The sequence below is a fragment of the Hungatella hominis genome, assembly GCF_014288005.1.
Taxonomy (GTDB): domain Bacteria; phylum Bacillota; class Clostridia; order Lachnospirales; family Lachnospiraceae; genus Hungatella; species Hungatella effluvii.
In genome coordinates, this window is record NZ_JACOPB010000012.1 from 152,856 (window position 1) to 176,050 (window position 23,195).

The 23,195-nt window shown below is 46.8% G+C and carries 20 protein-coding genes, 1 other RNA gene and 1 pseudogene; 14 read left to right on the plus strand and 8 right to left on the minus strand.

Annotation, left to right across the window (positions count from 1 at the left end; all coding sequences use genetic code 11):
- Positions 1 to 188: 188 nt before the first annotated feature.
- From H8S75_RS22235 to H8S75_RS22260, 6 genes are all read right to left on the minus strand, one after another.
- On the minus strand, positions 189 to 1,235 hold the full coding sequence (locus H8S75_RS22235; RefSeq protein WP_187023417.1) for an ABC transporter ATP-binding protein: 1,047 nt from the start codon (positions 1,233 to 1,235) through the stop codon (positions 189 to 191).
- Positions 1,189 to 1,998: an ABC-2 family transporter protein gene (locus H8S75_RS22240; RefSeq protein WP_243270391.1), complete on the minus strand. Its 810-nt coding sequence runs from the start codon at positions 1,996 to 1,998 to the stop codon at positions 1,189 to 1,191. The genes H8S75_RS22235 and H8S75_RS22240 overlap by 47 nt, the downstream gene beginning before the upstream one ends.
- Before the next feature lie 40 nt (positions 1,999 to 2,038).
- On the minus strand, positions 2,039 to 2,869 hold the full coding sequence (locus tag H8S75_RS22245; RefSeq protein WP_187023419.1) for an ABC-2 family transporter protein: 831 nt from the start codon (positions 2,867 to 2,869) through the stop codon (positions 2,039 to 2,041).
- Between the two features lie 148 nt (positions 2,870 to 3,017).
- A complete protein-coding gene (locus tag H8S75_RS22250; RefSeq protein WP_187023420.1) occupies positions 3,018 to 3,176 on the minus strand; it encodes a hypothetical protein in 159 nt (52 codons plus the stop codon).
- 59 nt (positions 3,177 to 3,235) lie between these two features.
- A complete protein-coding gene (locus H8S75_RS22255; protein ID WP_187023421.1) occupies positions 3,236 to 4,354 on the minus strand; it encodes a response regulator transcription factor in 1,119 nt (372 codons plus the stop codon).
- Positions 4,347 to 6,140, minus strand: a complete 1,794-nt coding sequence (locus tag H8S75_RS22260) for a sensor histidine kinase (RefSeq protein WP_187023422.1) — start codon at positions 6,138 to 6,140, stop codon at positions 4,347 to 4,349. Before H8S75_RS22260 ends, H8S75_RS22255 begins: the two co-directional genes overlap by 8 nt.
- 222 nt (positions 6,141 to 6,362) lie before the next feature.
- Here H8S75_RS22260 and H8S75_RS22265 point away from each other — a divergent pair, with 222 nt between their 5' ends.
- The 9 genes from H8S75_RS22265 to H8S75_RS22305 are packed head-to-tail and all read left to right on the plus strand — an operon-like array spanning position 6,363 to position 14,764.
- A complete protein-coding gene (locus H8S75_RS22265) occupies positions 6,363 to 7,676 on the plus strand; it encodes an ABC transporter substrate-binding protein (protein ID WP_187023423.1) in 1,314 nt (437 codons plus the stop codon).
- Between the two features lie 33 nt (positions 7,677 to 7,709).
- Positions 7,710 to 8,624 carry a carbohydrate ABC transporter permease gene (locus tag H8S75_RS22270; RefSeq protein ID WP_187023424.1) on the plus strand — a complete coding sequence of 305 codons (915 nt, stop codon included), beginning with the start codon at positions 7,710 to 7,712 and terminating at the stop codon, positions 8,622 to 8,624.
- A gap of 18 nt (positions 8,625 to 8,642) precedes the next feature.
- Positions 8,643 to 9,488 (plus strand): carbohydrate ABC transporter permease, encoded by an 846-nt coding sequence (locus H8S75_RS22275; RefSeq protein ID WP_187023425.1) that lies wholly within the window; start codon positions 8,643 to 8,645, stop codon positions 9,486 to 9,488.
- A gap of 16 nt (positions 9,489 to 9,504) precedes the next feature.
- Positions 9,505 to 10,218: a PIG-L deacetylase family protein gene (locus tag H8S75_RS22280; protein WP_187023426.1), complete on the plus strand. Its 714-nt coding sequence runs from the start codon at positions 9,505 to 9,507 to the stop codon at positions 10,216 to 10,218.
- 30 nt (positions 10,219 to 10,248) lie between these two features.
- Positions 10,249 to 11,091, plus strand: a complete 843-nt coding sequence (locus tag H8S75_RS22285; RefSeq protein WP_187023427.1) for an amidohydrolase family protein — start codon at positions 10,249 to 10,251, stop codon at positions 11,089 to 11,091.
- 12 nt (positions 11,092 to 11,103) lie between these two features.
- Positions 11,104 to 12,117, plus strand: coding sequence for a zinc-dependent alcohol dehydrogenase (locus H8S75_RS22290; protein WP_187023428.1), 1,014 nt, complete (start codon positions 11,104 to 11,106; stop codon positions 12,115 to 12,117).
- Between the two features lie 11 nt (positions 12,118 to 12,128).
- Positions 12,129 to 13,283: a mandelate racemase/muconate lactonizing enzyme family protein gene (locus H8S75_RS22295; RefSeq protein ID WP_187023429.1), complete on the plus strand. Its 1,155-nt coding sequence runs from the start codon at positions 12,129 to 12,131 to the stop codon at positions 13,281 to 13,283.
- A gap of 13 nt (positions 13,284 to 13,296) precedes the next feature.
- Positions 13,297 to 14,043 (plus strand): MBL fold metallo-hydrolase, encoded by a 747-nt coding sequence (locus H8S75_RS22300; RefSeq protein ID WP_187023430.1) that lies wholly within the window; start codon positions 13,297 to 13,299, stop codon positions 14,041 to 14,043.
- Between the two features lie 58 nt (positions 14,044 to 14,101).
- The gene (locus tag H8S75_RS22305) at positions 14,102 to 14,764 is read left to right on the plus strand and encodes an RraA family protein (RefSeq protein ID WP_187023431.1); all 663 of its coding nucleotides are present in this window, start codon (positions 14,102 to 14,104) and stop codon (positions 14,762 to 14,764) included.
- A gap of 272 nt (positions 14,765 to 15,036) precedes the next feature.
- On the opposite strand, the gene nagB is transcribed toward H8S75_RS22305, so the two are convergent.
- Positions 15,037 to 15,777, minus strand: coding sequence for a glucosamine-6-phosphate deaminase (nagB, locus tag H8S75_RS22310; protein ID WP_002605647.1), 741 nt, complete (start codon positions 15,775 to 15,777; stop codon positions 15,037 to 15,039).
- A 120-nt stretch (positions 15,778 to 15,897) separates the two neighbouring features.
- Here nagB and H8S75_RS22315 point away from each other — a divergent pair, with 120 nt between their 5' ends.
- The gene (locus tag H8S75_RS22315) at positions 15,898 to 18,402 is read left to right on the plus strand and encodes a DUF6128 domain-containing protein (protein WP_187023432.1); all 2,505 of its coding nucleotides are present in this window, start codon (positions 15,898 to 15,900) and stop codon (positions 18,400 to 18,402) included.
- Positions 18,403 to 18,418: 16 nt separating this feature from the next.
- Here the strand turns inward: H8S75_RS22315 and H8S75_RS22320 are convergent, their stop codons facing one another.
- Positions 18,419 to 19,114 (minus strand): anaerobic ribonucleoside-triphosphate reductase activating protein, encoded by a 696-nt coding sequence (locus tag H8S75_RS22320; RefSeq protein ID WP_187023433.1) that lies wholly within the window; start codon positions 19,112 to 19,114, stop codon positions 18,419 to 18,421.
- A gap of 133 nt (positions 19,115 to 19,247) precedes the next feature.
- Between H8S75_RS22320 and tadA the strand changes: the two are divergent.
- From tadA to dnaX, 4 genes and pseudogenes are all read left to right on the plus strand, one after another.
- A pseudogene (gene tadA, locus H8S75_RS22325) lies at positions 19,248 to 19,736 on the plus strand (tRNA adenosine(34) deaminase TadA); the annotation flags it as partial.
- A 118-nt stretch (positions 19,737 to 19,854) separates the two neighbouring features.
- An RNA gene (gene ffs / locus H8S75_RS22330) (signal recognition particle sRNA large type) lies at positions 19,855 to 20,116 on the plus strand.
- A 357-nt stretch (positions 20,117 to 20,473) separates the two neighbouring features.
- Entirely contained in the window at positions 20,474 to 21,553 is a 1,080-nt protein-coding gene (locus H8S75_RS22335) for a 6-phosphofructokinase (protein WP_055659948.1), read from the plus strand.
- Positions 21,554 to 21,566: 13 nt separating this feature from the next.
- Complete coding sequence (gene dnaX, locus H8S75_RS22340) at positions 21,567 to 23,189, plus strand: DNA polymerase III subunit gamma/tau (RefSeq protein WP_187023435.1); 1,623 nt, start codon at positions 21,567 to 21,569, stop codon at positions 23,187 to 23,189.
- The last annotated feature ends 6 nt before the right edge of the window (positions 23,190 to 23,195 follow it).

Genomic DNA, 23,195 nt, shown 5'->3' on the forward strand with positions numbered 1-23,195 from the left:
GACCTGTCAAAGTAGAGGGGGGTTTTTCTATGCTTTAAATAAGCACTATCGACAGAACGTAAAAACGAACGTCAGCAATGCCAGGATGAACAGTCCAAAAGTCATTAAGTCCTTAAAATCAAATTTCACCCGCACCACCTCCATTCTATGTAGAAAGGAGGTGGACTACTTCTTTTATTCTCTGCTTTCTACGATTTTTTCCAGCTTAAATACAGTCTTGCTATCACATCCTCAATAGGAGCTCTTCTGATTTCCACATCTTCGATTCCCTGAAATTCCGCAAGATTACCCAGAACCTCATGGATTCCCGTCTGGCTGCGGTTAAACTCATATTCGTATATGCCCTCATTGGAAGAAAGCAGCTGCAGCCCCGGTATTGTGGGAGCGGTTAATGCTTTATCAGATGTTAAAGACTGCTTTTTAGAGCCTGGATTCTTCATGGTGACAACAATGCGTGAGCAGGCGCCGGCCGTATTTCTGAGCTTGTCAAAATTTCCGTCAAATGCAATCTGCCCCTTGTTGAGCAAAATAATCCGCTGCGCCATTTCCTCCAGATCATCCATGTCATGGCTTGTGACGACAATGGTGGTTCCGCATTCCCGGTTAATTTCCTTTAAAAAATGTATCATCTGCTGTTTGGCCAGCACGTCGAGGCCGAGAGTCGGCTCATCCAGAAATATGACGGAAGGATCGTGCAGCAGCAGCATTCCAATGTCTGCCCGCATACGCTGGCCCAGGCTAAGTTCCCTGGCAAAGGTGCGCAGGATGTCTTCCAGGTCGAGCAGTTCTGTCACCAGGGAAAGGTTCTTTTTATATATATCCTCCGGGATGCCCCACACCTCTTTTTTCCATTCAAAGCTGGTAATGATGGGATGATCCCACCACAGCTCTGTTCTCTGTCCAAACAGTACACCGATATGGCGCATCAGCTCAATTCTGTCAGTGACCGGGCTTAAACCGGATACGGATACCGTGCCCTCAGAAGGACTCAAGATGCCGGAGAGAATCTTGATGGTTGTGCTCTTGCCGGCTCCGTTGGCCCCGGCGTAGGCGACAAACTCGCCCGGAGCCACTTCAAAGGAAAGATGGTCGAGAGCGGTGATAATGCGTTTCTGTGGGTGAAGCATATTTTTTAAGATATCCCGGGCGTGACCGCTTCTCTGCCATTGGGAGTATTGTTTTGTAACATTATCTATGACCAAAGCCGGAGTATCGTGGTGAACCATTGACTGCATAATATTTCATTCCTTTCTTAAATACATAAATTGTGAGTAGTGACAATGCAAACGCCGCTGTCGGCAGATAACATGCCTGCAGGAGCATGGGAAGGTCAAATTCGCCGCAGCCTGCCTTTAAAAGCAGCGCCGATGGGAACCAGGCCGCCAGTCCCACTGGGAGTACGGTCAGGAACAGCCGTCTTACTGAATGGTTTATCGTACCTAACGGATAAGTCTTCAGAGATGTAAATAAATCCTTGCCCACCTGGGCGATCTCCTCGGCAGCTGCAGGTGCGTAAAATGCGGCGCAGGACAGCAGGGTCATAAAGGAGATAATCAGAGCTGTAGCGCTTACTGCATAAATAAGCAGCAGCATAAGCCATGGCATCGTGACGGATATGGGCAGCCGGCTGACAGCATATGTGGTCAGTCCAATCCCGCATATAAGCATGCTGCTTCCTGAAAGCGGGGAGAATCCCTGGGCCAGCAGCTCCGCCCATATGGGAACTGGCTGTATCATGACGTGATCCAGTTGACCTCGCCCGATAATACGGCTTATCATGGCTGTATTATTTCCAATAAAAAACATCATATAAATTCCGTCAACGAGAGTGGAGAAGCCCATCATAAAGAGGATCTCCGCCTGATTCATACCGCCGAAGCCCCCGAATTTTTCGGACAGCAGGAATACGCCGGCGATGGTGCAGCAAGCGCATATGGTATCTGAAACGATCTGAAGCAGACAGTAGCGAGTGTCCCGAAGGAACCATAAAAGGTCCATTTTTGTGTATTGCCTGTAGAGGCGAAAAAGTATTTTTAAATTATCCACCAAAAGAGATCATCCTTTCTTTGCTTTTATTGAACACCCTGGCCGCAGCAATCCACAGAACGATATTCCAGACGAGCTGCAGCCCGATGGTACGTAAGGGAGCAGCGGCCGTACCGGTATAGATCGTGAGCGGCGCATGGGCGATGGAGCCAAAGGGGAGGAAGGAAAAGACCTTATCCAGTCCCCAGGGAAACATGGCGAAGGGGATCATTTCCCCCGACAGGAGGGAAAATGCCGCCTCTCGTATATTGTTTGCCACCCAGCAGCCATTTTTCAGGAACATGGCAAAGGCGGCAAATAATAAGTCCATGGCAAATCCCAGAGAAGCTGAAAGTGCCAGACTGATGAGCGCTAAAGCTCCGGATGTCAAATCCGCCGGCGCCGGATTTACGCCCAGAAACGGGGCGATAATCAGCAGAGGGAGGCCGAAAAACAGAAAGTTCGGAATCCACCATCGCCCGATCGTCTCAGCGATAAAGCTTATGGGAACGGGAACCGGCCTGGTAAACCGTCCAATGACAGAACCTTCCCACAGCGAGGCGGTAGCCGGTGAAACAATATTTAATTCCTGATGCAATACGGTCGACATCAGAGTGTATGTTATCAGTTGATTTAACGCCATGCCGCCTAAATCGGCACCTTCCCGGTCCAAAGCGGTCCAGATAAAAATAAGCATGACAAACTGTACGGCAGAAACAAGGTATCCGCCTGTGATACACAGGATGCCGCCGTCAAAAATTTGTTTTGTACACATCAAAATAGTGGAGACAATGGCGCGGGGCCCGCAGCCATGTCCGGCAAGAAATGTCCTAAATTTATTCATGATAAAACTACCTTTCTAAAAATGGAATAATAGAACCCGTTTTCCGAAAAGGGCAGATTTTTTTGTGACAGGAACATGATTCCATCACATAAAAATACCCAAAAGCGTAAACGCCTTCGGGTAAATAAACCATCATGAAAACCAGTTGTTAGGACAGCCGGAGAATCGATGAATTTGAAGGGCAGACGCTGTTGTTATCGTAAAAATGGGCGCACTGATACACGGAATCGTCATTTTTATACGTAATGACAGCGACATTGTCAATATTTGACCATAATGTTGTAGCCTCGATTGTGATGCAATGCATAGCGTCCACCTCCTTTTTTCGAAATATTTGTTTCAGCATACCATGGAAGAGAGGAAGAGTCAAGAATATATTTTCCGATATTTCGAAGGAGTCATCCCATTTGCTTTTTTGAATACAGTCGAAAAGTACTTTTCATCGCGAAATCCTGTCTCATAAGCAATCTCATAATTTTTTAGATCTGTTTCTTTCAAAAGACGGCAGGCCTGTTCGATTCTGTACTGCGTCAAATAATCCAGAAAATTAACGCCAGTCTGTACTTTGAAAATCAGACTCAGATAGGCGGGAGTAATGTGGATATGTCTAGCCAGGACATTTAAGTCGATGGTTTCACTGTAATGCTGGTGAATATAGTCAACAGCAGCGCGGACAGAAACGCTTTTTTCAGATTTTGCGCGAATGCTTTCAGTGATTTGAGATATCGCGGTGTCGGCGGTCTTTTCCAGATCTTTAAGTGTTGTGAAACAAGCCATCTGTTTGTAGTCGATCAGTGTATGCAATTCGGAGGGAATAGTTAGCGAACAGTCCTTACATAGTTTCATAACATCCAACATCAAGGAAAGAAAATGATTGATGATAATATTTTTATTTCGGGGGTATGCCTCGATCGATCGGAATATATCCTGCAACAACTCCTGGGATTTTTGTGAATCTCCAGAACCTATAAATTCCAGAAGTCTCTTCTTTTGAGTTTCAAACTGGAGGTATTGCGCGTCTGTAAACGCAGGTAGATCCGGTGCCGGTTCTCCAATATCTTCAAAAAAGGATTGTCCAATTCCTCGTAGAAGATTCTGATGTTCCAGATCCTGGAGATACAATTTCTTGCACCTGTTAATGCTGCTTAAAATATCCTCCATACGGCAGGGCTTTAGCAGATAATCGGAAACACCATACTTAAGCGCCGTCTGGGCATAGGAAAATTCATCATATCCGCTCAGGATAATCATTCGAATGTTTAACTGTTTATCATGAATATATTTTACAACCCCTAATCCGTCTAAAAGAGGCATGCGTACATCCAGAAGAGCAATATCCGGGTGTTCAGCCTCAATGATTTCGATGGCTTCTTTTCCGTTGGAGGCTTCTGAACAGAGCAGGATGTCGTACTCTTTCCAGGGAATCGTGCGCCGAATCGCATTGCTGGTGTCGGCTTCATCGTCTGCTATTAATAGTTTAAGCATACTCTCCCTCCTGTAAGGCGGGCAAAATCAGGGTGACAGTGGTCCCCATACCCTTATTGCTGGTTATTGTCATGGTAAAATTGTTCCGATAGATGATGCGAAGACGATCCCTTACATTGTGCAGGGCATAGCCTCCCATTGTTGTGGATTGATTTGTTCCGCCTCGGAGGGCTGTGAGAACTTCCGCATCCATTCCTACCCCATTGTCACTGATCCGAAAATGCAGTTTGTCCGCTTGTAAGAAACCGGAAACTATTACCTGACCCTGTTCACCTTTTGGCTCCAGGCCGTGGTAAATCGCGTTTTCGACGATAGGCTGGAGGATGAGTTTCGGAATAAAAAGAGTCTTTGCATTTTCTGCCAAGTCAATCTGATACGCAATCTTACTGCCATATCTTAACTGCTGCAGTCTTAAATACTGTTCAAGAAACTGAAACTCGTGAAATACGGTTACATACCGGTTTCCTTTACTTAAGCTGGTTCTGAACAGATTGGAAAGGGTCCATACCATCTCAGCAATTTCAGTTTCCCCTTTTGCAAGTGTTTTCCAGTAGATGGAATCCAGAGTATTATAGAGAAAATGAGGATTAATTTGGCTCTGCAGAGCATTTAACTCTGCTTCCTGTTCTTTGATTTGAAGGACATAAACTCTGTCGATCAACTCTGCCAGACTTTTTACCATCTCGTTGTATCCATTGCCGAGTTGGCCGATCTCATCCTTGTAATGAAAGGATATGGAAGAGTCAAAATTACCGTTTTCAAACGAATGCATAGCGGACAGTAGTTTTCGTATGGGCCGTATGATCAGGAGAGATGCAAACAGTACCAGAGGTAAGGAGAGTAAAAGTGCTGTGAAGCAGAACGGAATGAGGTAATTGGCAGAATTATGAATGCTTTTTGTAAGCAAAGCTGTTGGTACTCCATAGAGATAGGTCCATCCTGTTTTCTCATCTGTTATATGGCTTAAAAGAAGCGTGTTTTTCGATGATTCGTAGATTTCCACTCCTTTTTTCTCCGCTTGGTACTGCAACAGTTTATTATGAGGAAGTTGCGATAAATTGTTGTTACCAGTTCCTGATATGAGGCTTCCTGCCATATTGAATATGGCGATACCGCCCTCGTCCATATCAATTCCCCGGGTGTATTCTCGACGCAGTGCAGGTTCACTGATACCTACCACGATCAAACCCAGATTTTCGTAGGTATTGTATTCTCTTATCATCCGAATCATAAAAATTCGATTATATTTGTTATTAGCTGCAAAAAGGTAGGTTTCATCTGAGTTTTCCAGCCATACCGGTTTCCCTTTGGCAGCTTTTGCAGCCTGAAAAAATTCTGTATGGAACAGTTCTTCATAATCAGGAAGGGAAAAACGACTGTCAATACTTCTAATAAATGGAACGGAGTTATTTTGAAAACCGCAGACGGAGAGCGAAGACACATAATCCTTGGAGGTGATAAGATTGACTGCGTTTTTCAGACTGGAGTCAATATACATTTTTTGAGTTTCGCTTGTGGCAGAGTCATAGGGCTGTATGTATGCCTGAACCTGTGGCTGAATCATAAGCTGTGTCGTCATGTCTTCTATTTCGCGCCGCAGAAACAGGACATTAGAGTTAATTTGTTCCAGAAGATAAAGATTAGCGTTTCCAACATTTTCCAAGAGGTTGGCTGCGGCGATCCTGTTATTATAGTAGTAAAAAGACATGGATAATAATGCCAGGAAAAAGTAAAATATTATAAGCAGTTTGTATGTAATACTAAGATTTAAGTACCATTTTTTCATAAAGTATGTCTCCTCGCCCTATATAACTTACTATATTGTAACATTAAATATTTTGTGAGTAAATATAAAGGGGTGAATTGAATAAAACTGTAAAAGAATTTAAACCTTTTTATAATTTTCTTACCTGTTAAACGAAATTAATTCCAGATAAAATATAGGTATACAGAACGGATCACAATTTTTGCAGAAACATTGGAAATTACGCAGGAGAAGGAGGATTTTATGAGAAATTACAAGATAGTGAAGATGTTGGCGGCAGCGGCAGTCCTGTCCATGGTTATGATGACTGGGTGCCAGCAGACGAAAGGAGGTAGTGATCAGGGAGGCAGCGAAAAAACAACGGCGGCAGCAGAGAGCAAAAAAGAGGCGCCGGAGTCTGATACGACCATTACTGTTGCTTTGATGTCGAATGACTGGTTAGATGCGGCGGAACAGATTGCCAGTGATTTTACTCAGAAATACGGAATTAAGGTTGAATATACGCCAATGCCCGGTGAGGTAGAGGAGTATTTACAGCCTAAGGCAGCGGCCGGCACGCTTCCCGATGTGATGTCAATCAATGCAGGCTCGTTTGGCGCAGATTTAGCAGAAAATGGCCTGATCATTGATCTGGCGGAGATTGATGCGGCAAAAAATATGGTTGAAAGTCTAAAACCGGTTTTTACCTCGGAAAGCGGAAAATTGTTTGGAGTGGCAGGGGGCCTGTCTTCGACACTGATTTATTACAACAAGAATATTTTTGAGGATGCCGGAATCACGAAAGAACCAGAGAACTGGAATGAATTTCTTGAAGTCTGCCAGACCTTAAAGGATAAAGGATACGCGCCGCTTGCGGTTGCCATGGGGGATGGCGCTATATCCAATACAGCCTGGAGCACAGGAAATGCGGTGGAAGTGGCATCTCAAAATCCTGACTACATAAAAGAGATTGCAGCCGGTACCTTCCAGTTTGATACACCTGAGCAGGCCAGGATTTTCGAACGGGTTAAGATTTTGAATGATAATGGATATCTGCTAACCGGTTCGGTCAGTGCGATGGTTTCCACTCTCCTCGATTCCTTTAAACAGGAAAAAGCAGCTATGTGTTTTCAGGGGATCTGGATGGCAGGTTCTTTCATGGAAAGCCCATTTGATGTGGGGATGATGGTGCCGCCGTGGAACATGGAAGGCCAGAAACAGGCAGTTGTTCTTGGAACGGAAACAGGATTTGCAGTCGCTGACGGGCCGAATAAAGAGGCTGCTATTAAATTCGTCAATTATATTGCAAATGAAGAGGGTTTTTATACGTACCAGCAGTCAAGAGGCAGTATCCCGTCTCTGATTGAATATAACCAGGACAAGGTGAAAATGACGGACGAGGTAAAGGAATATGTGGACAGGCTTATGGAGATTGAAGTAACAGGGGCTTACTGGTTTGAAATTTTGCCGCCATCCGTTTATGCACGTCTTCCGCAGACCTTTCAACAGGTGGCGACAGATGAGATATCACCGGAGGAGGCCGCCAAGATTTTACAGGATTTGTATACAGCGAAATAAAACACAGATTTTAGCGAGAGGAGGATGCCGGCTTTGAAAAAAAGAGACAACGGTAAACAGAAACGATGGAGCGGATGGGACAGTAAATATATCAATGCGGCGCTGTTCGTTCTGCCGGCAGTCCTGTTAGTTACTGTATTTTTGGTATATCCGATTATTCTTTCGTTTAAGTACAGTTTTACTGACTGGAATGGAGTGTCAGAGGAGTACCACTTGATGGGACTGGAGAATTACCGGAATGTAATTGCTTCTTCGGAGTTTAAGACACTCTTTTCCAATACATTCTATTTAATTATTTTGTATGTACCGGTTTTAAATATTATGGCCATCCTTTTTGCTGTGATTATTTATGATATTGGGAGGGCGGCTAATTTCTATAAAGTGGTCCTGTTTCTTCCCAATATTGTCTCCATGGTAGTCGTGGGGTTTATATGGAGAACGATTTATAATCCGGCTACGGGGCCGCTTGTGTACCTTCTGGAAAAGATGGGGATGGAAAACCTGATTCAGGACTGGCTGGGGCAGAAGCAGACGGTAATGCCGGCGCTGAGCGCGGCGATTGTGTGGTTTGCCGTAGGATTCTATGTTTTAATCTATCTTGGGGGCCTTTCTACGGTCCCCGAGGAACTTTACGAAGCGGCGGCTGTGGATGGAATCAACTGGTGGCAGAAACTTTGGAGAATCACTCTGCCTCTGATTGTGCAGTCTGTGACCATCAATATCATCGTGTCTACAATTGCAATTCTGACCTTGTTTGATCTGCCGTACGTTCTGACACAGGGAGGGCCGGGATATGCATCACAGACCATGGCGCTGATGTCATACCAGTATGCGTTTAAGGCAATGTCACAGGGGAAGGCGATGGCGATGGCCGTTATGCTGACTTTAATCACGGTGGTATTTGCGGTAGCAGAATTGTTTGTTCTGAACAGAAAGCCGTCTGACTGAACGAAAGGAGGTTGAAAGATGAACTTAAGCGTCAGGGGAAAACGGCGATTGAAGGCGGCAGTTACCAATGGAATTATGATGGCCATTATGATCTTTTACCTTCTGCCGTTCTGGTATGTTGTGAATAATGCATTTAAGGAGCGTTCCTATATTTCACTGCAGCCATTCACCATCAATCTGGATATTTTTACACTGGATAATATCATCTCGGCTTTTTCTAAAATGAATTATCCGGCCGCTTTTTTTAACAGCTTCGCAGTGCTTGCGATATCGTGTCTGATTTTTATCCTGTTAGGGTCTATGACGGCCTACGGGATCTATATTGCGGACCATAAGTTCTTTAACCGGCTTTATGTGCTGTTTGTCGCTCTGATTGCACTGCCGTTTCAGGCGGCTATGGTACCGCTTGTAACACTTTTGAGGACACTTCATCTTTCTGATAATTTTTTGGGACTGGCTCTGATATATTCAGCCATGTTTATGCCGTTTATTGTATTTTTATATACCGGGTTCATGAGGTCTCTGCCCAAAGAACTGATGGAATCAGCACGAATTGACGGATGCAGCTATTTTCAGGTTTATGCATATGTGTATATGCCGCTGCTCAAGACTGTTACGGGAATTGTGCTCGTTCTGCGAGGGGTCTATGTGTGGAATGATCTTCAGGTTCCTCTGATTGTGATTAATAATCCGGTAAGGCAGACGCTGCAGCAAAGGCTTTATGTATTCGCCCAGTCAAGAATTGGTAATTTTGATCTTGTATTTGCAGGGGCGCTTCTGACCTGTCTTCCGATGATTCTGCTATTTTTGATGATGCAGAAATCCTTTATCAAGGGGGTCATGGCGGGAAGTGTAAAAGGATAGAAAAGAGGAGAATGTGATGAATGTTGTTTCTGTTATGGCGCATCAGGATGATGAGCTGATGTGTCTGGGAACTATGCTGAAAATGAAGGCCAGAGGGGACAGACTGCACTTTATCTGTCTTACCGGAGGCGAAATGGGGATGGTTAAACACCCGGAGATGAGCAGTAAGGAGGCCTCGGAGTGCCGTAAAAAGGAGATGGAGGCACTGGCAAATGAGGCAGGAGGGAGTTACCAGTGCCTGGGCTTTGAGGATGAATTCTTATTTGACGGAAAAGAGGTCAGGCTGGCTTTAATCGATGCCCTTCGGAGGACAAAGGCGGACGTGATTTTTACACATTATTTGGTCGATTACAATTTGGATCATATGAGAGTGAACCGGCTTGTGCGGCAGTGTGCAATGCAGATGGCATTTCCTATGATTAAGACGGCTGCGCCGCCTGTGGAAGGATTTCCGGCTGTATTCTTAGTGGAACCGGCGGACGGCTTTGAGTTTGAGCCGAGTCACTGGGTGGATATTGATGACGTGATGGCGGAGAAAATGCGACTTGCAAAGCTTCATCGGAGTCAGGATGAGGCATTTAAATCGGCATTTGGAAATGACTATGGAATCAAGGAATGGGCTGGAAAAATCTCTGGTTTTCGAGGGCGTCAGTGCGGCTGCAGCCATGCGGAGGCATTTGTACCGATGAGGACCAGAGGCTTTGTGAAAGGCTTTCAGGTACTTCCATAAATTATTTTTAAGTGGAAAGGCGGAAAACAGATGATTGTAGATTTACATACGCACTATGTGCGGTACCCGGATGACTTTATGGAACCATTTTTCAGCGACTTGGATAGGTGTAACATTCCGCGGGAGTCCTGGAATTACTCAGAAGAAGAGTATTTAAAGGGAACCGAGGAGGCAGACCGTGTTGTGGTATTTGGATTGAGGGGAAAAAAGACGGGCTGGCGCGCGGATAATCGAGCAGCAGCCGAATTTGTTTCGAAGAATCCTGAAAAGTATCTGTTTTTTACATCGATTGATCCGACAGAGACTGATTTCATGCGGATGCTGGAAGAGGACTATGAGAAGTATCACTGCAGAGGGGTTAAGATCGGCCCGGTTTATCAGGGGCTGCACCCGCATGCTCCGGAGTATTACAAGATCTATGAATATTGTGAAAAGCATCATCTTCCCATTATGACCCACATGGCAACGACATTTTCCTCTGGAGTACCGCTTTCTTATGGGAATCCTGTTTTGATGGACCAGGTGGCATGCGACTTTCCTGATCTTAAGATAGTGATGGCGCATCTTGGCCATCCATGGGTGGGAGAATGCATTGCCGCCATTCGGCATCAACCAAATTTATTTGCGGATGTTTCAGCGTTGTATTACAGGCCGTGGCAGTTTTATAACGCAATGCGGCTGGTAGAAGAATATGGTGCCGGAAATAAGGTCTTTTTCGGTTCTGATTTCCCCGCAACGACGACAGGGGATTCGATCCGGGGATTTCGAGGTGTTAATACTATCGTTAAGGGAACCGGGCTGCCTCCGGTATCAGAACAATTGATTGAATCAATTATAAACAGGGATTCCCTGGAGATTTTGGGAATCAAATAAGGGGGGAATGGGATGAAAGCGCTTGTTCTGGAAGCACAAGGACGGCTGGCACAAAAAGAATGTTCGGTTCGCCAGCCTGACCCGGACGAATTACTGGTTAAAACAGAGGCGGCGACGATCTGTACATCTGATTTAAACGATATCAAACACAATTCCTTTGGAATTCGTTTTCCAATGATTATGGGACACGAGGGCGCCGGGGTGGTGGTGGCAGTCGGAAAGAACGTAACTGGATTTAATATAGGTGACCGCATAGCGGCTCATCCGGTTATGCCTTGCGGCACCTGTTCAAACTGCTTAAGAGGGCTGCCGCATCTGTGTGGCAATATGAAGCATCTGGGAATCAATCTGGAAGGAGTTTTTGCAGAATATTTTTGTATCAGAGCCGACCGCGCAAGGAAGATTCCCAATACTATGGACTATGATGTGGCAAGCCTGATGGAGCCGGTCAGCGTATGTATCGAAGCATTGGAACGGGCAAATGTAAAAAAGGACGGGACTGTACTGATTATTGGCGACGGACCTTTCGGAATTATTATGACGAGACTGTTGAGGGTATACAATCCGGGCAGAGTCATTCTTACAGGGCGTCATTCATTCCGTTTGGCTATGGCTGGAAATGCAGAGACGATTCATGAACGTGAAACGGCAGACGTATCAGAAAAAGTATATCAGTTGACAAATGGCGAAGGTGTAGATAGCGCGGTACTCTGTGTGGGAACCGGACAGGCTGTAAACACGGCTATCACCTGTTTGAAGGCGAGAGGAACATTATCCGTATTTTCCGCAGTTATGCCAATGCCGGCAATTGATCTGTTCCGGGTTCATGTCAAGGAGCTGAATTTATGCGGCTCCTGCAACGATGAGAATTATCTGGACAGGGCGCTGGAACTGCTGGATAAGCGGGAGCTGGGACTAAAGGACATGATTACACATCGAATTCCATTTGATAATTGGGAAAAGGCTTTCGAACTGGCGGAAAAGGGAAAAGATGAAGCGCTTAAGGTGACGTTGACATTTACGTGAGGAGGTAGCTTGTGAAGATTACAGATGTGGAAGGCATCATACTGGAATCTCCGGATAAATACTTGAATCCGGCAGGAAGCGAGGAAGCAACCGGTGTCGCATACTGTTTTCTGATAAAGATCAGTACGGATGAGGGAATAACCGGCTGGTCTGATGTGGAGACGGCTCCTCATGTGGCCAGTTCCCTGATCGGCGCGCCGAGGACGGGGTCCGATATGATGGAAGGAATTCGGGAAATGCTTATAGGAGAAGATCCCTTTGAGATGGAGAAGATATGGAATAAGCTTTACCTGGGGACCGCCTACTATGGCCGGCGCGGCGTAGCCATCCAGGTAATGTCAGGGGTCGATATTGCCTGTTATGATATCATGGGAAAGGCAGTGGGAAGACCGGTATATCAGCTGTTGGGAGGCGGTTACAGAAAGCAGGTGAGAGCGTATGCGTCTACTTTATTCCGGCCAACACCGGCTGATATAAAGAGAGCCTGCGATTACTATATGTCAAAGGGCTTTACCGCAATTAAATTTGGCTGGGGAGTTTTTGGTCAGGATGTCAGCCGTGATATAGAGCTTGTGAAGGCGGCAAGAGAAGCCGTGGGAGACCGTGTGGAGCTGTTGGTGGATGCAGGCTGGAAGACCAGCCGCAGTGCTTATGATGCGGTGGAGCTGCTGCGGAGACTGGAGCCGTATCGCATTTACTGGCTGGAGGACTTTCTGCATCCGGAGAACTATGAAGGCTATCGAAAGGTGAAAGAGGCAGGGGTGAAGACGAGACTGGCCGCAGGGGAGCAGGAAGCAACTGGCTGGGGATTCAGAAGACTCATTCAGGAAGGGAAGATAGATGTTGCGCAGCCCGACATTTCACGATGTGGAGGTTTTACCCAGATCAGAAAGATTATATGGGAGGCAGAAGCAGCGGGAATTGATGTTTGTCCCCACGCATGGCTTACGGACTTGCTGACTGCGGCGAGTCTCCATGTCAATGCGGTGCTCCCAAGGAGTCTGTTTTTGGAATATAATGTGAGTTCCAGTCCCATGCTTCGGGAAATTATTGATAATCCGGTACAGATGGATGAAAATGGTATGATGGATGTCCCGCAGGGGCCGGGGCTCGGAATCACAGTGAATGAAAAGGCCATCGAAAAATATCGGATTTATGAATGGTAAAGGGGGGAGAATAATGGTTTGGCAGGAATATGAGTCTGTCGAAAAATCCGCCTTATGGTTTCTTGGTCAATCCGGATTCTATTTAAAAAGCGGAGGAGTATCCGTGGTCATTGACCCATATTTAAGTGACTGCGTCGGGGAGGATTCTCCATTATTTACCAGAACTTATCCGGCGCCGGTATCGCCTTATGATTTAAAAGCGGATATCTATATTGTGACACACGACCACCTGGATCATTTGGATCCGGCTACAATCCGGGCCTATTCCCATAAAGAGGAGACTATATTCGTGGCGCCGCGTCATGCCGCTAAAAAACTGGAGATTTTAGGAATTAACCCGCAGCAGATCCGAATCGTGGATCAGGGGGATGGATTAGCTGTAAGCGGGATTGATATACAAGGCGTTTTTGCACTGGGTACTGATGAAGGCGTTCTCGATACAACTGGATACCGAATTCGATTTGAAAATGGGAAAAGCGTCTATCATACCTCAGACACTTCATTCTGCGATTTGCTGCTGAGAGCATGTCCTCATGCAGATGTTCTTTTGCCCTGTATTAATGGAAAGTTTGGGAATCTGACAGCGGAACAGGCCGTTCTGCTTACCCAGGCAGTTAATCCGCAGTATGTTGTGCCCCACCATTATGATGTCATGGAGCTGAACGGAGAAAATCCGAACGTATTCCGATATTTCTGCGTTCAGAGTGGAATGGAAGAAAGGTGTCGGATTTTAAAACCATTGGAGATGTTGGAATGGTAAGATCACTAATGTACGAAAGCGTGAATTCTTAAGGTGACAGGAAAAGGGAGATGCAGAAATGACAGATCATGAAAAGTATAAATGGATAAAGGATAACTTATATGTGCCGGTAGTGTGTGATATTCTGGATCAATTGGGATACCGGCATCAGGCTATGCATCAGCGGCTGCGGCCGCTGGACGAGACTTGCTGTGTGTTTGTAGGGCGGGCCAGGACTTTCCGGTGGCTTGAGACTGATTATGTGGTCCAGGATAATCCATATGGAAGAGAGATTGAAGCCATGGACAGCTTGGGAGAGAATGATGTAGCGGTTCACTCTACAGACAGCGGAGGGACAAACGCACCCTGGGGGGAATTGATGTCGACAGCGGCTATGATGAGGAAGGCGGTTGGCTGTGTCTGTGACAGCCAGATCCGCGACTGCATCCGCATCAAAAAAATGGGATTTCCCGTATTTTATGCGGGAATCCGTCCGCTGGACAGTAAAGGACGGGGGTTGGTGGTGGATTATGATGTTCCGGTGCGCTGTGGTGATGTTCTGGTGAATCCAGGTGATTTGATTTTTGCAGATTTTGATGGAGTTGTGGTGATTCCAAAAGAGGTTGAGGAAGATGTTCTGGATTTGGCAAAACAGAAGGCTGCTATGGAGAACATATCGCGAAAAGAGCTTTTAGAAGGAAGAACCTTAAGAGAGGTATATGATAAGTACGGGGCACTGTAATATGATGTCCTTACATGATTTACATAATTCTAAACGGTTCTTTCAACCTTAGGTTTGTTATAATAATTCGCCGAGGTGTCAGAACGATGACAGATAAGACTCTGGCAGGTATTCTGTGACTCAAAAAACGACGAAATTCCATGGAGTATATGTCAGTAAATGCCGCACGTAATGGGAATTAAACGTAATGATGGGATTAAATGAAAAGCTCCTCCGGTATGAAACCGAGAGGGGCTTTTCATTTATGTACCGTTCAGACAGTACCGCTGTTTTTATTTGCAGCAGTCACCGAGTTTTGCAAGGGCAGCATCATCAGCTACGATTGTTACGTCCGGATGCAGCTGTAAGATGGAAGCTGGAACGCGAGGAGTCACTGGTCCGCAGATGACTTCACGTAAGATGGCAGCCTTGTCCTCGCCGCTTACTACCAGCAGTATTTTTTTCGCGCTCATGATGGTTCCGATACCCATGGTATAAGCCTGGCGCGGAACGTCGTCAATGGAGGCGAAGAAGCGCTTATTTGCTTCGATGGTGCTTTCCTGTAAGTCTACGATATGAGTTTCCTTCGGATATTCGTCGGCCGGCTCGTTAAAACCAATATGGCCATTATGGCCGAGGCCTAAAAGCTGGAGGTCTACGCCGCCTAACTCATGGACTACTTTTTCGTAACGCGCACACTCTTTTGCGGCGTCAGGCTCTGTACCATCAGGGATGTTGGTGTTCTCTTCCTTGATGTTGACATGTTTGAACAGATTCTCGTGCATGAAATAGTAGTAGCTCTGATCGTTATCTCTTGTCAGTCCCTTATATTCGTCCAGATTGGCAGTCTTTACTTCAGCAAAATCCAGATCACCGTTGTTGTACCATTCGATCAACTGCTTGTAGGTCCCGATCGGTGTGGATCCGGTAGCGAGTCCCAGTACGCAGTCTGGTTTCATGGTAACCTGAGCGGAAATAATGTGTGCCGCTTTGCGGCTCATGTCATTGTAATCCTTTGCGCGGTAAAGTCTCATTTTTATAGCCCTCCATGTTCTTGAAAAAAAATTTTATTTCATTTATAGCATTAGGATAACATTTTTATGGCATAGTTTCAATGGCTAATTGCATAAAATATTTATAAAAGGGGTGATATCATGTCCAATTATCGGAGACTAATCTCATATATCTATGCCTATGAAGGCGGAATCAAAGGAAAAAACATTGGGTTCGCGAAAATAGAAACGCGGGGCAGCCAGTGTAAGATTACGGTGAATGTTAAGAAGGTTTATGTGGGCGGCAATGATATCGGCGTCTATCTGCTGGCCGGTGAAAAGGAAATCTTGCTGGGAAATATTTTTATCCGCGGAGGTTCCGGGGAATTCCGTACGGTCGTTTCGGTAAGCGATGTGGAACACTCCGGAATTCCCATGGATCAGTGTTACGGTCTGACGGTCCATGATGTGGAAAATACGTGGCGCTCTTACACGACGATCTGGGAGGACGCGGTGGCCCACGCCGCTGAAGTAGAACTTTCCAACACGCTTCCCGAGAAAAAGGAAAGAGAAGAAACGGCGCAGGAAGCGCAGATTAAAAAGGCAATGAAGGAAATTGAGGAAGAGTTCCCGGTAGAAGCTGTCCAGGAAACAAAGGAAATTGAGAAGCAGGATAAAATGTCCCGGGAGCAGTTAAAGGCATTTACAGAGAGCGCCAGAGAGCAGTCGAAAGCATTTGCGGAGAGCATCAGAAAACAGGTGGAACAGTCCGCAGATACGACGGAGCAGACGGCGGAAGCATGGATCAGGCAGCAGGAAGCCAGGATGGAATGGTCCAGAGCAAAAGCTTCTTACATAGAATCCATGAATGAGCCGGCGAAGCCGGAAATGGTGCCGGTGGAAGAGCCGGTGAGTGATCTTCACAGCACGGAGGAACCGGCTGCAGATAAGGATACTCCAATTCGGGAACCGTATCGACAGCAGCAGGAACCCATGAAAATGGCACACGCGGATGAGGGATCTTATCGAAAACAGGGTAATTCTGCGCGCAGCTACACCAGTTTCTCCGGTATCCCGGCTGTAGAATATGCCGCTGAACTGATGCCGGATATCGAGACGGTTACCACACTTCACACAGGTATCATGGAGTCGGATACGGAGGAATCTTATTATATAGAAGAAAAAAATCAGGCTCCGTTTATGGCTGAAGGGCAGTGTGATACTGATCCGGAAGAGATGCTGTATAATGTGGAAGAGACCGGAACCCGGAGTGAATTTCTGGAAGATATCCAGGGAGAGACGATCTGCTACCGGGCCGATACATCAGGTTCCTTTGTCTCCAGACCGGAAAGCGGGTCGTACCCGCAGCAGCTTGAAAAAATGGAAAATTCAGAGCGTTTAGCCGAAGAAATGAGGATGAATGAACCAGAGCTGAGCGCGCCGGAGTCAATAAAATCAGAAGTATATGCGCCAGAACTTCGGGAAGCAGAGATGGCAGTACCGGAAAATGGCCCGGATCAGATATCGGGATATACATCACAGTACGCATCGGAATATGCGCAGCAAGGCCCAGACATGTATGGCGGTCAGGACACATACGAAACGTCCGGAATCCATTCTGCAAGCGACATATACGGCATCCCAGGCGCATATGCCATGGAGAATACACAAAATTCTGTTATCTCCGGCACAATGACCGGTACGCAGAATATTTCCAGTTCCCATACAGAGGAATCCATGCAGGAAATATCAGAAACGTATTCGACAGACGGAAACGATGACATTTCGGAAATGACCTCAAAAGACGCTGTTCAAAGCTCTTCAGAAGCCGCCGCGCCAAAAGGAATGCGCGGATATCCGGTTAATCGTCCGGTAGAAAGTATGTGGTACAGTTCTGATATGCGCCAGGCGGGAGACACACATGATTCTCTCAAAATGAGCGCCTCAGAAAATTACACAGCGAAATCTTGTATGGCGGAACCTATACAGGAATCAGGAGAGCCCGAAGAACCGGCCGCAGTAAGAGGTGAAAATCCGGATAGTTATACATCAAAATCAGCAGCGTTCTCAGCATCAAAACCATCGCCGTTAACAACATCAAAACCATCGCCGGAAACAATACCGGAAAATGTAGAATCCCACAGAACGGATGAAGTATCGGGAGCCGGGCTGGCGCATACGGTGGATGAAGAACCCAAGGCACCGGAGCTCCAAAAGGCTCAGAAACCTCAGCCTGTTCCGGGCAATCCAATGGAACTGGAACGGTTGTTAAAGACTGAGGAAGAGGACGAAGATTCCAGCGAACGGGTATGGGAGAATTTGAGACGGGATCACACAAAAATCCTGGATTTTGACTATGAAAAGGGCTGTGAAATCCTGACTATTAAGCCGCAGGATATCGGCCTTCTGCCCAGAGAGATATGGGTATACGGAAATAACAGTTTCCTGCTTCACGGATATTATAATTACCGCTACTTAATTTTGGCAAAACTGTTTAACCCGGAGGGGACTCCACGCTATCTGCTGGGGGTCCCGGGGCATTATTACAGTAATGAGCGGTATATGGCATCGATGTTTGGTTTCCCCAATTTTGTTCTGTCAAAGAATCAGCCAATAGAAGACGGACGTTTCGGATACTGGTATACCGATGTCAAGATTGGAAGCTGATACCGTCAGCCATCTGTCAATAATCGATTCCGCGCAGAGAAACGTCAGCCATATATGGATGGAGAATTTCTGCAAAAGCCAGAAGCTCTTCCTTGGTACACGAACTGAAGCCGGAACAAAGGACTTCACCGGAGTCCACATAGTTTTGGAGGTAGTAGTGCCGGCAGCCCTCAAGCCACCGTCCGATATCCAGAAAATCCTGGCTGTCATGAAGTTCCTTCACGACGGTGGTGCGGAACTCATACGGGATGAAGCCATTTATCAGAAATGCCGCACTTTCCTCTATTTTTTCCATCTGAATGCCGGGAATGCCTGCCACGCGCGGGTAATTTTCCCGGCCGGCCTTGATATCCATTGCGATATAATCGAGAAGCCCTTTCCCGGCGAGATCCTTTAAGGCGGCGGGCTTATAGCCGTTGGTATCCAGTTTGATTAAGTAACCCATCTGCCTGATCCTGCGGATAAAATCTTCCAGATCGTCGGAGAGTGTTGGCTCTCCGCCCGTGATGCAGACCCCCTCTAAGACAGATGTACGCCGCTTCAGGAAGGTGAAGAGAGAAGCCTCACTCATGGCTTCTTCGGCATCATTTCCCAGGAGTCCGCTGTTGTGGCAGAAAGGACAGCGGAAGTTGCAGCCGCCTAAAAATATGGTGGCAGCGACATGACCGGGGAAATCCAGGAGAGTTGTTTTTTGCAGACCGCAAATTTTCATAATTTTCGCTTCCTTATTTTCATGGTGTACTTTTCGTGATATACTAAAATGCATTGCATTGGTTATCAGTGCACTTAAAAGTAAGTATACCATATTTTTGGAAGGAATGAAAAGAGGGACCGGCATGAATGCTGATGAAAAATATATGCGTGCTGCTATAGGACAGGCCCGGAAAGCGGGGGCGATCGGAGAAGTACCCATCGGATGCGTCATCGTCTATGAGGACAAGATTATTGCGAGGGGATATAACCGGAGAACGATTGATAAGAATGTTCTGTCTCACGCGGAGATCATTGCCATAAAAAAAGCATGTAAGAAGATGGGGGACTGGCGGCTGGAAGACTGTACCATGTATGTGACCCTGGAACCATGTCCCATGTGCGCCGGGGCAATCGTTCAGGCCAGAATACCCAAAATCGTAATCGGCTGCATGAATCCGAAGGCCGGGTGTGCCGGCTCTGTGCTCGATTTGCTTCATGAGGACGGTTTTAACCATCAGGTTGAGATGGAGAACGGCGTTTTAGAGGAAGAGTGTTCGCGGCTTATGAAGGATTTTTTTAAGGCTCTCAGGGAAAAGAAAGCAGCCATAAAAAAACAAAAACAGGAAGAGACGACTCCTTGACAAATAGCCGGATTCCATGTATACTAAATTGGCTATACATGAAAAGATGTATACGTGTGCGTTAATTATGTATATATATGGAAAGTTCGCATACAGACCAACACATGTCATAAAGTTTCCGTGCAGCCGGGGAGATAGCGGTGCCCTGTACCTGCAATCCGCTCTAGCAGGGGTGATGTCTCACCTCGGATCGTCTATTGCAGGGCTGCCCCTGATAAGTGGCGATGACGTTTGGGTCTTACGCAACAGGAATTCATGAACCGTGTCAGGGCAGGAATGCAGCAGCACTAAGTGGAACCTCCTGTGTGCCGTGAGGCAGCCTGGACTGAGTTAACTGTCAGGGTAACGCCTGTGGTAACGATACAAAGTGAGACGCACGGATTAAAAATATAAATAAAATACAGCGAATAGAAGACAATAAGACACCGGGGAAGCAAAATCCGGTGTCTTATTGTTTCATAGGAAATTCGCCTGTGAAACAAAACCCTCCGGGGGGATGCGCGCTCCGCGCTAAGGAAATATGGCCGCAGAGGCGACCGCGCTCCGGCGCACGAGTCCGGCTTACCGGACTCTTTGTTATATGTACAATCATTACCATTTAACTGGTAATTTTCTTACATTTCCCGATAGAACAAAGTTTTCCCTTGCCCCACCCTTCCCTTTGTATTATAATTATGTACAAAATGGGTATATAGTATCTATTTCCTAAACATGAATCTAAGAAGGGGTGTGCTTTGATGATGAGAGTTGGAATGCTTACAAGCGGCGGCGACTGCCAGAGCTTAAACGCGACAATGCGCGGTGTGGCGAAGGCGCTGTACAGAATGTATGACGATGTGGAGATAATTGGTTTTGAAGACGGATACAAGGGCCTGATTTATGCAGATTACCGTGTTATGCAGCAGTCGGAGTTTTCAGGAATTCTGACGGAAGGCGGGACAATCCTTGGCACCTCGCGACAGCCGTTCAAACTGATGCGTACACCGGATGAGAACGGACTCGACAAGGTAGAAGCGATGAAGCACACCTATAAAAAGCTGAAACTGGAATGTCTCGTTGTTCTGGGAGGAAACGGCAGTCAGAAGACGGCAAATCTTCTTCGCGAGGAAGGGCTGAATATCATTCATCTGCCGAAGACAATTGATAACGACTTATACGGAACCGATGTGACCTTTGGTTTTCAGAGCGCCATCAATGTGGCGACCAACGCCATTGACTGCATCCACACCACGGCGGCATCTCACGGCCGTGTATTTATTGTGGAGGTCATGGGCCATAAAGTAGGCTGGCTTACCCTGTATGCAGGAATCGCAGGGGGAGCGGACATTATTTTACTTCCCGAGATCCCTTATGATCTGGATATTGTAGTGGAAGCGTTAAAGAGCAGGACGAAGAGGGGAAAACGTTTCTCTATCCTGGCAGTGGCGGAAGGTGCCATTTCCAAGGAGGACGCCGCTCTTACCAAGAAAGAATTGAAAGAAAAAAAGAAAAACGGAGTGATCTATCCGTCGGTCGCTTATGAGATCGGCGCTCAGATTACAGAACGCACGGGACAGGAAGTCCGTGTGACTGTTCCCGGCCACATGCAGAGAGGCGGTGAACCATGTCCATACGACAGGGTTCTTTCAACACGTCTGGGCGCGGAGGCCGCGTATCTGATTAAGAATAAGGAATACGGCAATATGGTGGCAGTGATCAACGATGAGATCGTGAAGGTGCCGCTGGAAGAAGTTGCTGGTAAATTAAAGACGGTCGATCCTGAGAGTTCTATCATTAAGGAAGCCAAGATGATAGGCATCAGCTTCGGCGATGAGTAAGGAGCCATAGAGCATGTCGTATACGGCATTATACCGGAAATGGCGTCCTGCTTCCTTTGCGGATGTCAGAGGCCAGGACCATGTAGTACAGACTTTGAAAAACCAGATAGTATCCGACCGTATCGGACATGCGTATCTGTTCTGCGGTACCAGAGGTACCGGTAAGACCAGTATTGCAAAGATATTTGCGAAAGCGGTTAACTGTGAGAATCCGGTGGACGGCAGTCCCTGCGGAGAGTGCCAGACGTGTAAGAATATCGCGGCCGGCTCCTCCTTAAACGTGGTGGAGATCGACGCCGCTTCCAACAACGGCGTCGAGAATATCCGTGAGATCAGGGACGAGGTCCAGTATCCCCCTACGGAAGGAAAATACCGGGTTTATATTATTGATGAGGTTCATATGCTTTCTACAGGAGCCTTCAACGCCCTTTTAAAGACGCTGGAGGAACCTCCGTCTTATGTCATCTTTATTCTGGCGACCACCGAAGTGCAGAAAATACCTGTCACGGTCATGTCACGGTGTCAGCGGTATGATTTTAAGCGGATTACGGTTGATACCATTGTGTCTCATTTGCAGAAGCTGACCGAAGCTGAGCATATTTCAGTGGAGGACAAGGCGCTGGCCTATATTGCCAAAGCGGCGGATGGGGCCATGCGTGATGCGCTGAGCCTTCTGGACCAGTGTGTGGCCTTCCATTATGGAGAGATTCTGACATATGACAATGTGTTGGATGTCCTCGGCGCCGTAGACATTACGGTATTCAGCCAATTATTTCGCGCTGTCGTGGAGAATCGGACGAAGGACTGTATTAAGAGTCTGGAGGAGATGGTAATCCAGGGACGCGAGCTGGGGCAGTTTGTAACAGACTTTATCTGGTATCTGAGAAACCTTCTCATTGTAAAGTCTGTGGATGACGCGGAAAATATGCTGGATATGTCAGCGGAGAATATGAATCTTCTGATGGAAGAAGCCGGCCTTGTCGATGGAGAGACGCTTTTGCGGTTTATCAGAGTATTCTCCGATCTCTCGAACCAGCTTCGCTACGCATCCCAGAAGCGGGTGCTGATCGAGGTGGCTCTCATTAAACTGACCCGCCCCGAGATGGAAGAAAACCTGGATTCCGTCATTCAGAGAATCAGCAGCATTGAAAAACAGCTGGAAGAAGGCGTCTTTGTAACTGGCGCCATACCTTCAGGTGGTAGCAGTATGGATTCCGTACCGGCCGGAGACAATGGAAGAACGGGCGGAAACGGCGCCTCGTCAGAACCGATGACACCCGCGGAACGCGTTGCGCTCCCCAAGGGGCAGTTGGAAGACTTAAATCTGGTCCGCAACGAGTGGGGAAAGATTGTAAAAGACCTGGGAGGTCCGATCCGGGCCAGTTTCCGGGATACGGTGGTGGAACCGGCGGGAGAAAGCTGTCTCTGCGTTGTGTTCACAGACCAGAGCAATTTTATTATTGGCAGCCGTCCGACGACTCTGGGAGACATCGAACGGTATGTGGAAGAACATTATCAGAAATCAATTTATTTTAAGGCAAGACTGCGGGGCGGCGGAGAACGCCTCGATACCATTTACGTCAGTGACGAAGAATTAAAAGAAAACATTCACATGGATATTATAATAGAAGATTAACAGGAG

Coding starts and splice junctions, on each gene's coding strand:
- H8S75_RS22235 (WP_187023417.1), bottom strand. CDS start 1,235: ATGCAGTCAATGGTTCACCACGATACTCCGGCTTTGGTCATAGATAAT.
- H8S75_RS22240 (WP_243270391.1), bottom strand. CDS start 1,998: ATGGACCTTTTATGGTTCCTTCGGGACACTCGCTACTGTCTGCTTCAG.
- H8S75_RS22245 (WP_187023419.1), bottom strand. CDS start 2,869: ATGAATAAATTTAGGACATTTCTTGCCGGACATGGCTGCGGGCCCCGC.
- H8S75_RS22250 (WP_187023420.1), bottom strand. CDS start 3,176: ATGCATTGCATCACAATCGAGGCTACAACATTATGGTCAAATATTGAC.
- H8S75_RS22255 (WP_187023421.1), bottom strand. CDS start 4,354: ATGCTTAAACTATTAATAGCAGACGATGAAGCCGACACCAGCAATGCG.
- H8S75_RS22260 (WP_187023422.1), bottom strand. CDS start 6,140: ATGAAAAAATGGTACTTAAATCTTAGTATTACATACAAACTGCTTATA.
- H8S75_RS22265 (WP_187023423.1), top strand. CDS start 6,363: ATGAGAAATTACAAGATAGTGAAGATGTTGGCGGCAGCGGCAGTCCTG.
- H8S75_RS22275 (WP_187023425.1), top strand. CDS start 8,643: ATGAACTTAAGCGTCAGGGGAAAACGGCGATTGAAGGCGGCAGTTACC.
- H8S75_RS22280 (WP_187023426.1), top strand. CDS start 9,505: ATGAATGTTGTTTCTGTTATGGCGCATCAGGATGATGAGCTGATGTGT.
- H8S75_RS22285 (WP_187023427.1), top strand. CDS start 10,249: ATGATTGTAGATTTACATACGCACTATGTGCGGTACCCGGATGACTTT.
- H8S75_RS22290 (WP_187023428.1), top strand. CDS start 11,104: ATGAAAGCGCTTGTTCTGGAAGCACAAGGACGGCTGGCACAAAAAGAA.
- H8S75_RS22300 (WP_187023430.1), top strand. CDS start 13,297: ATGGTTTGGCAGGAATATGAGTCTGTCGAAAAATCCGCCTTATGGTTT.
- H8S75_RS22305 (WP_187023431.1), top strand. CDS start 14,102: ATGACAGATCATGAAAAGTATAAATGGATAAAGGATAACTTATATGTG.
- nagB (WP_002605647.1), bottom strand. CDS start 15,777: ATGAGACTTTACCGCGCAAAGGATTACAATGACATGAGCCGCAAAGCG.
- H8S75_RS22315 (WP_187023432.1), top strand. CDS start 15,898: ATGTCCAATTATCGGAGACTAATCTCATATATCTATGCCTATGAAGGC.
- H8S75_RS22320 (WP_187023433.1), bottom strand. CDS start 19,114: ATGAAAATTTGCGGTCTGCAAAAAACAACTCTCCTGGATTTCCCCGGT.
- H8S75_RS22335 (WP_055659948.1), top strand. CDS start 20,474: ATGATGAGAGTTGGAATGCTTACAAGCGGCGGCGACTGCCAGAGCTTA.
- dnaX (WP_187023435.1), top strand. CDS start 21,567: ATGTCGTATACGGCATTATACCGGAAATGGCGTCCTGCTTCCTTTGCG.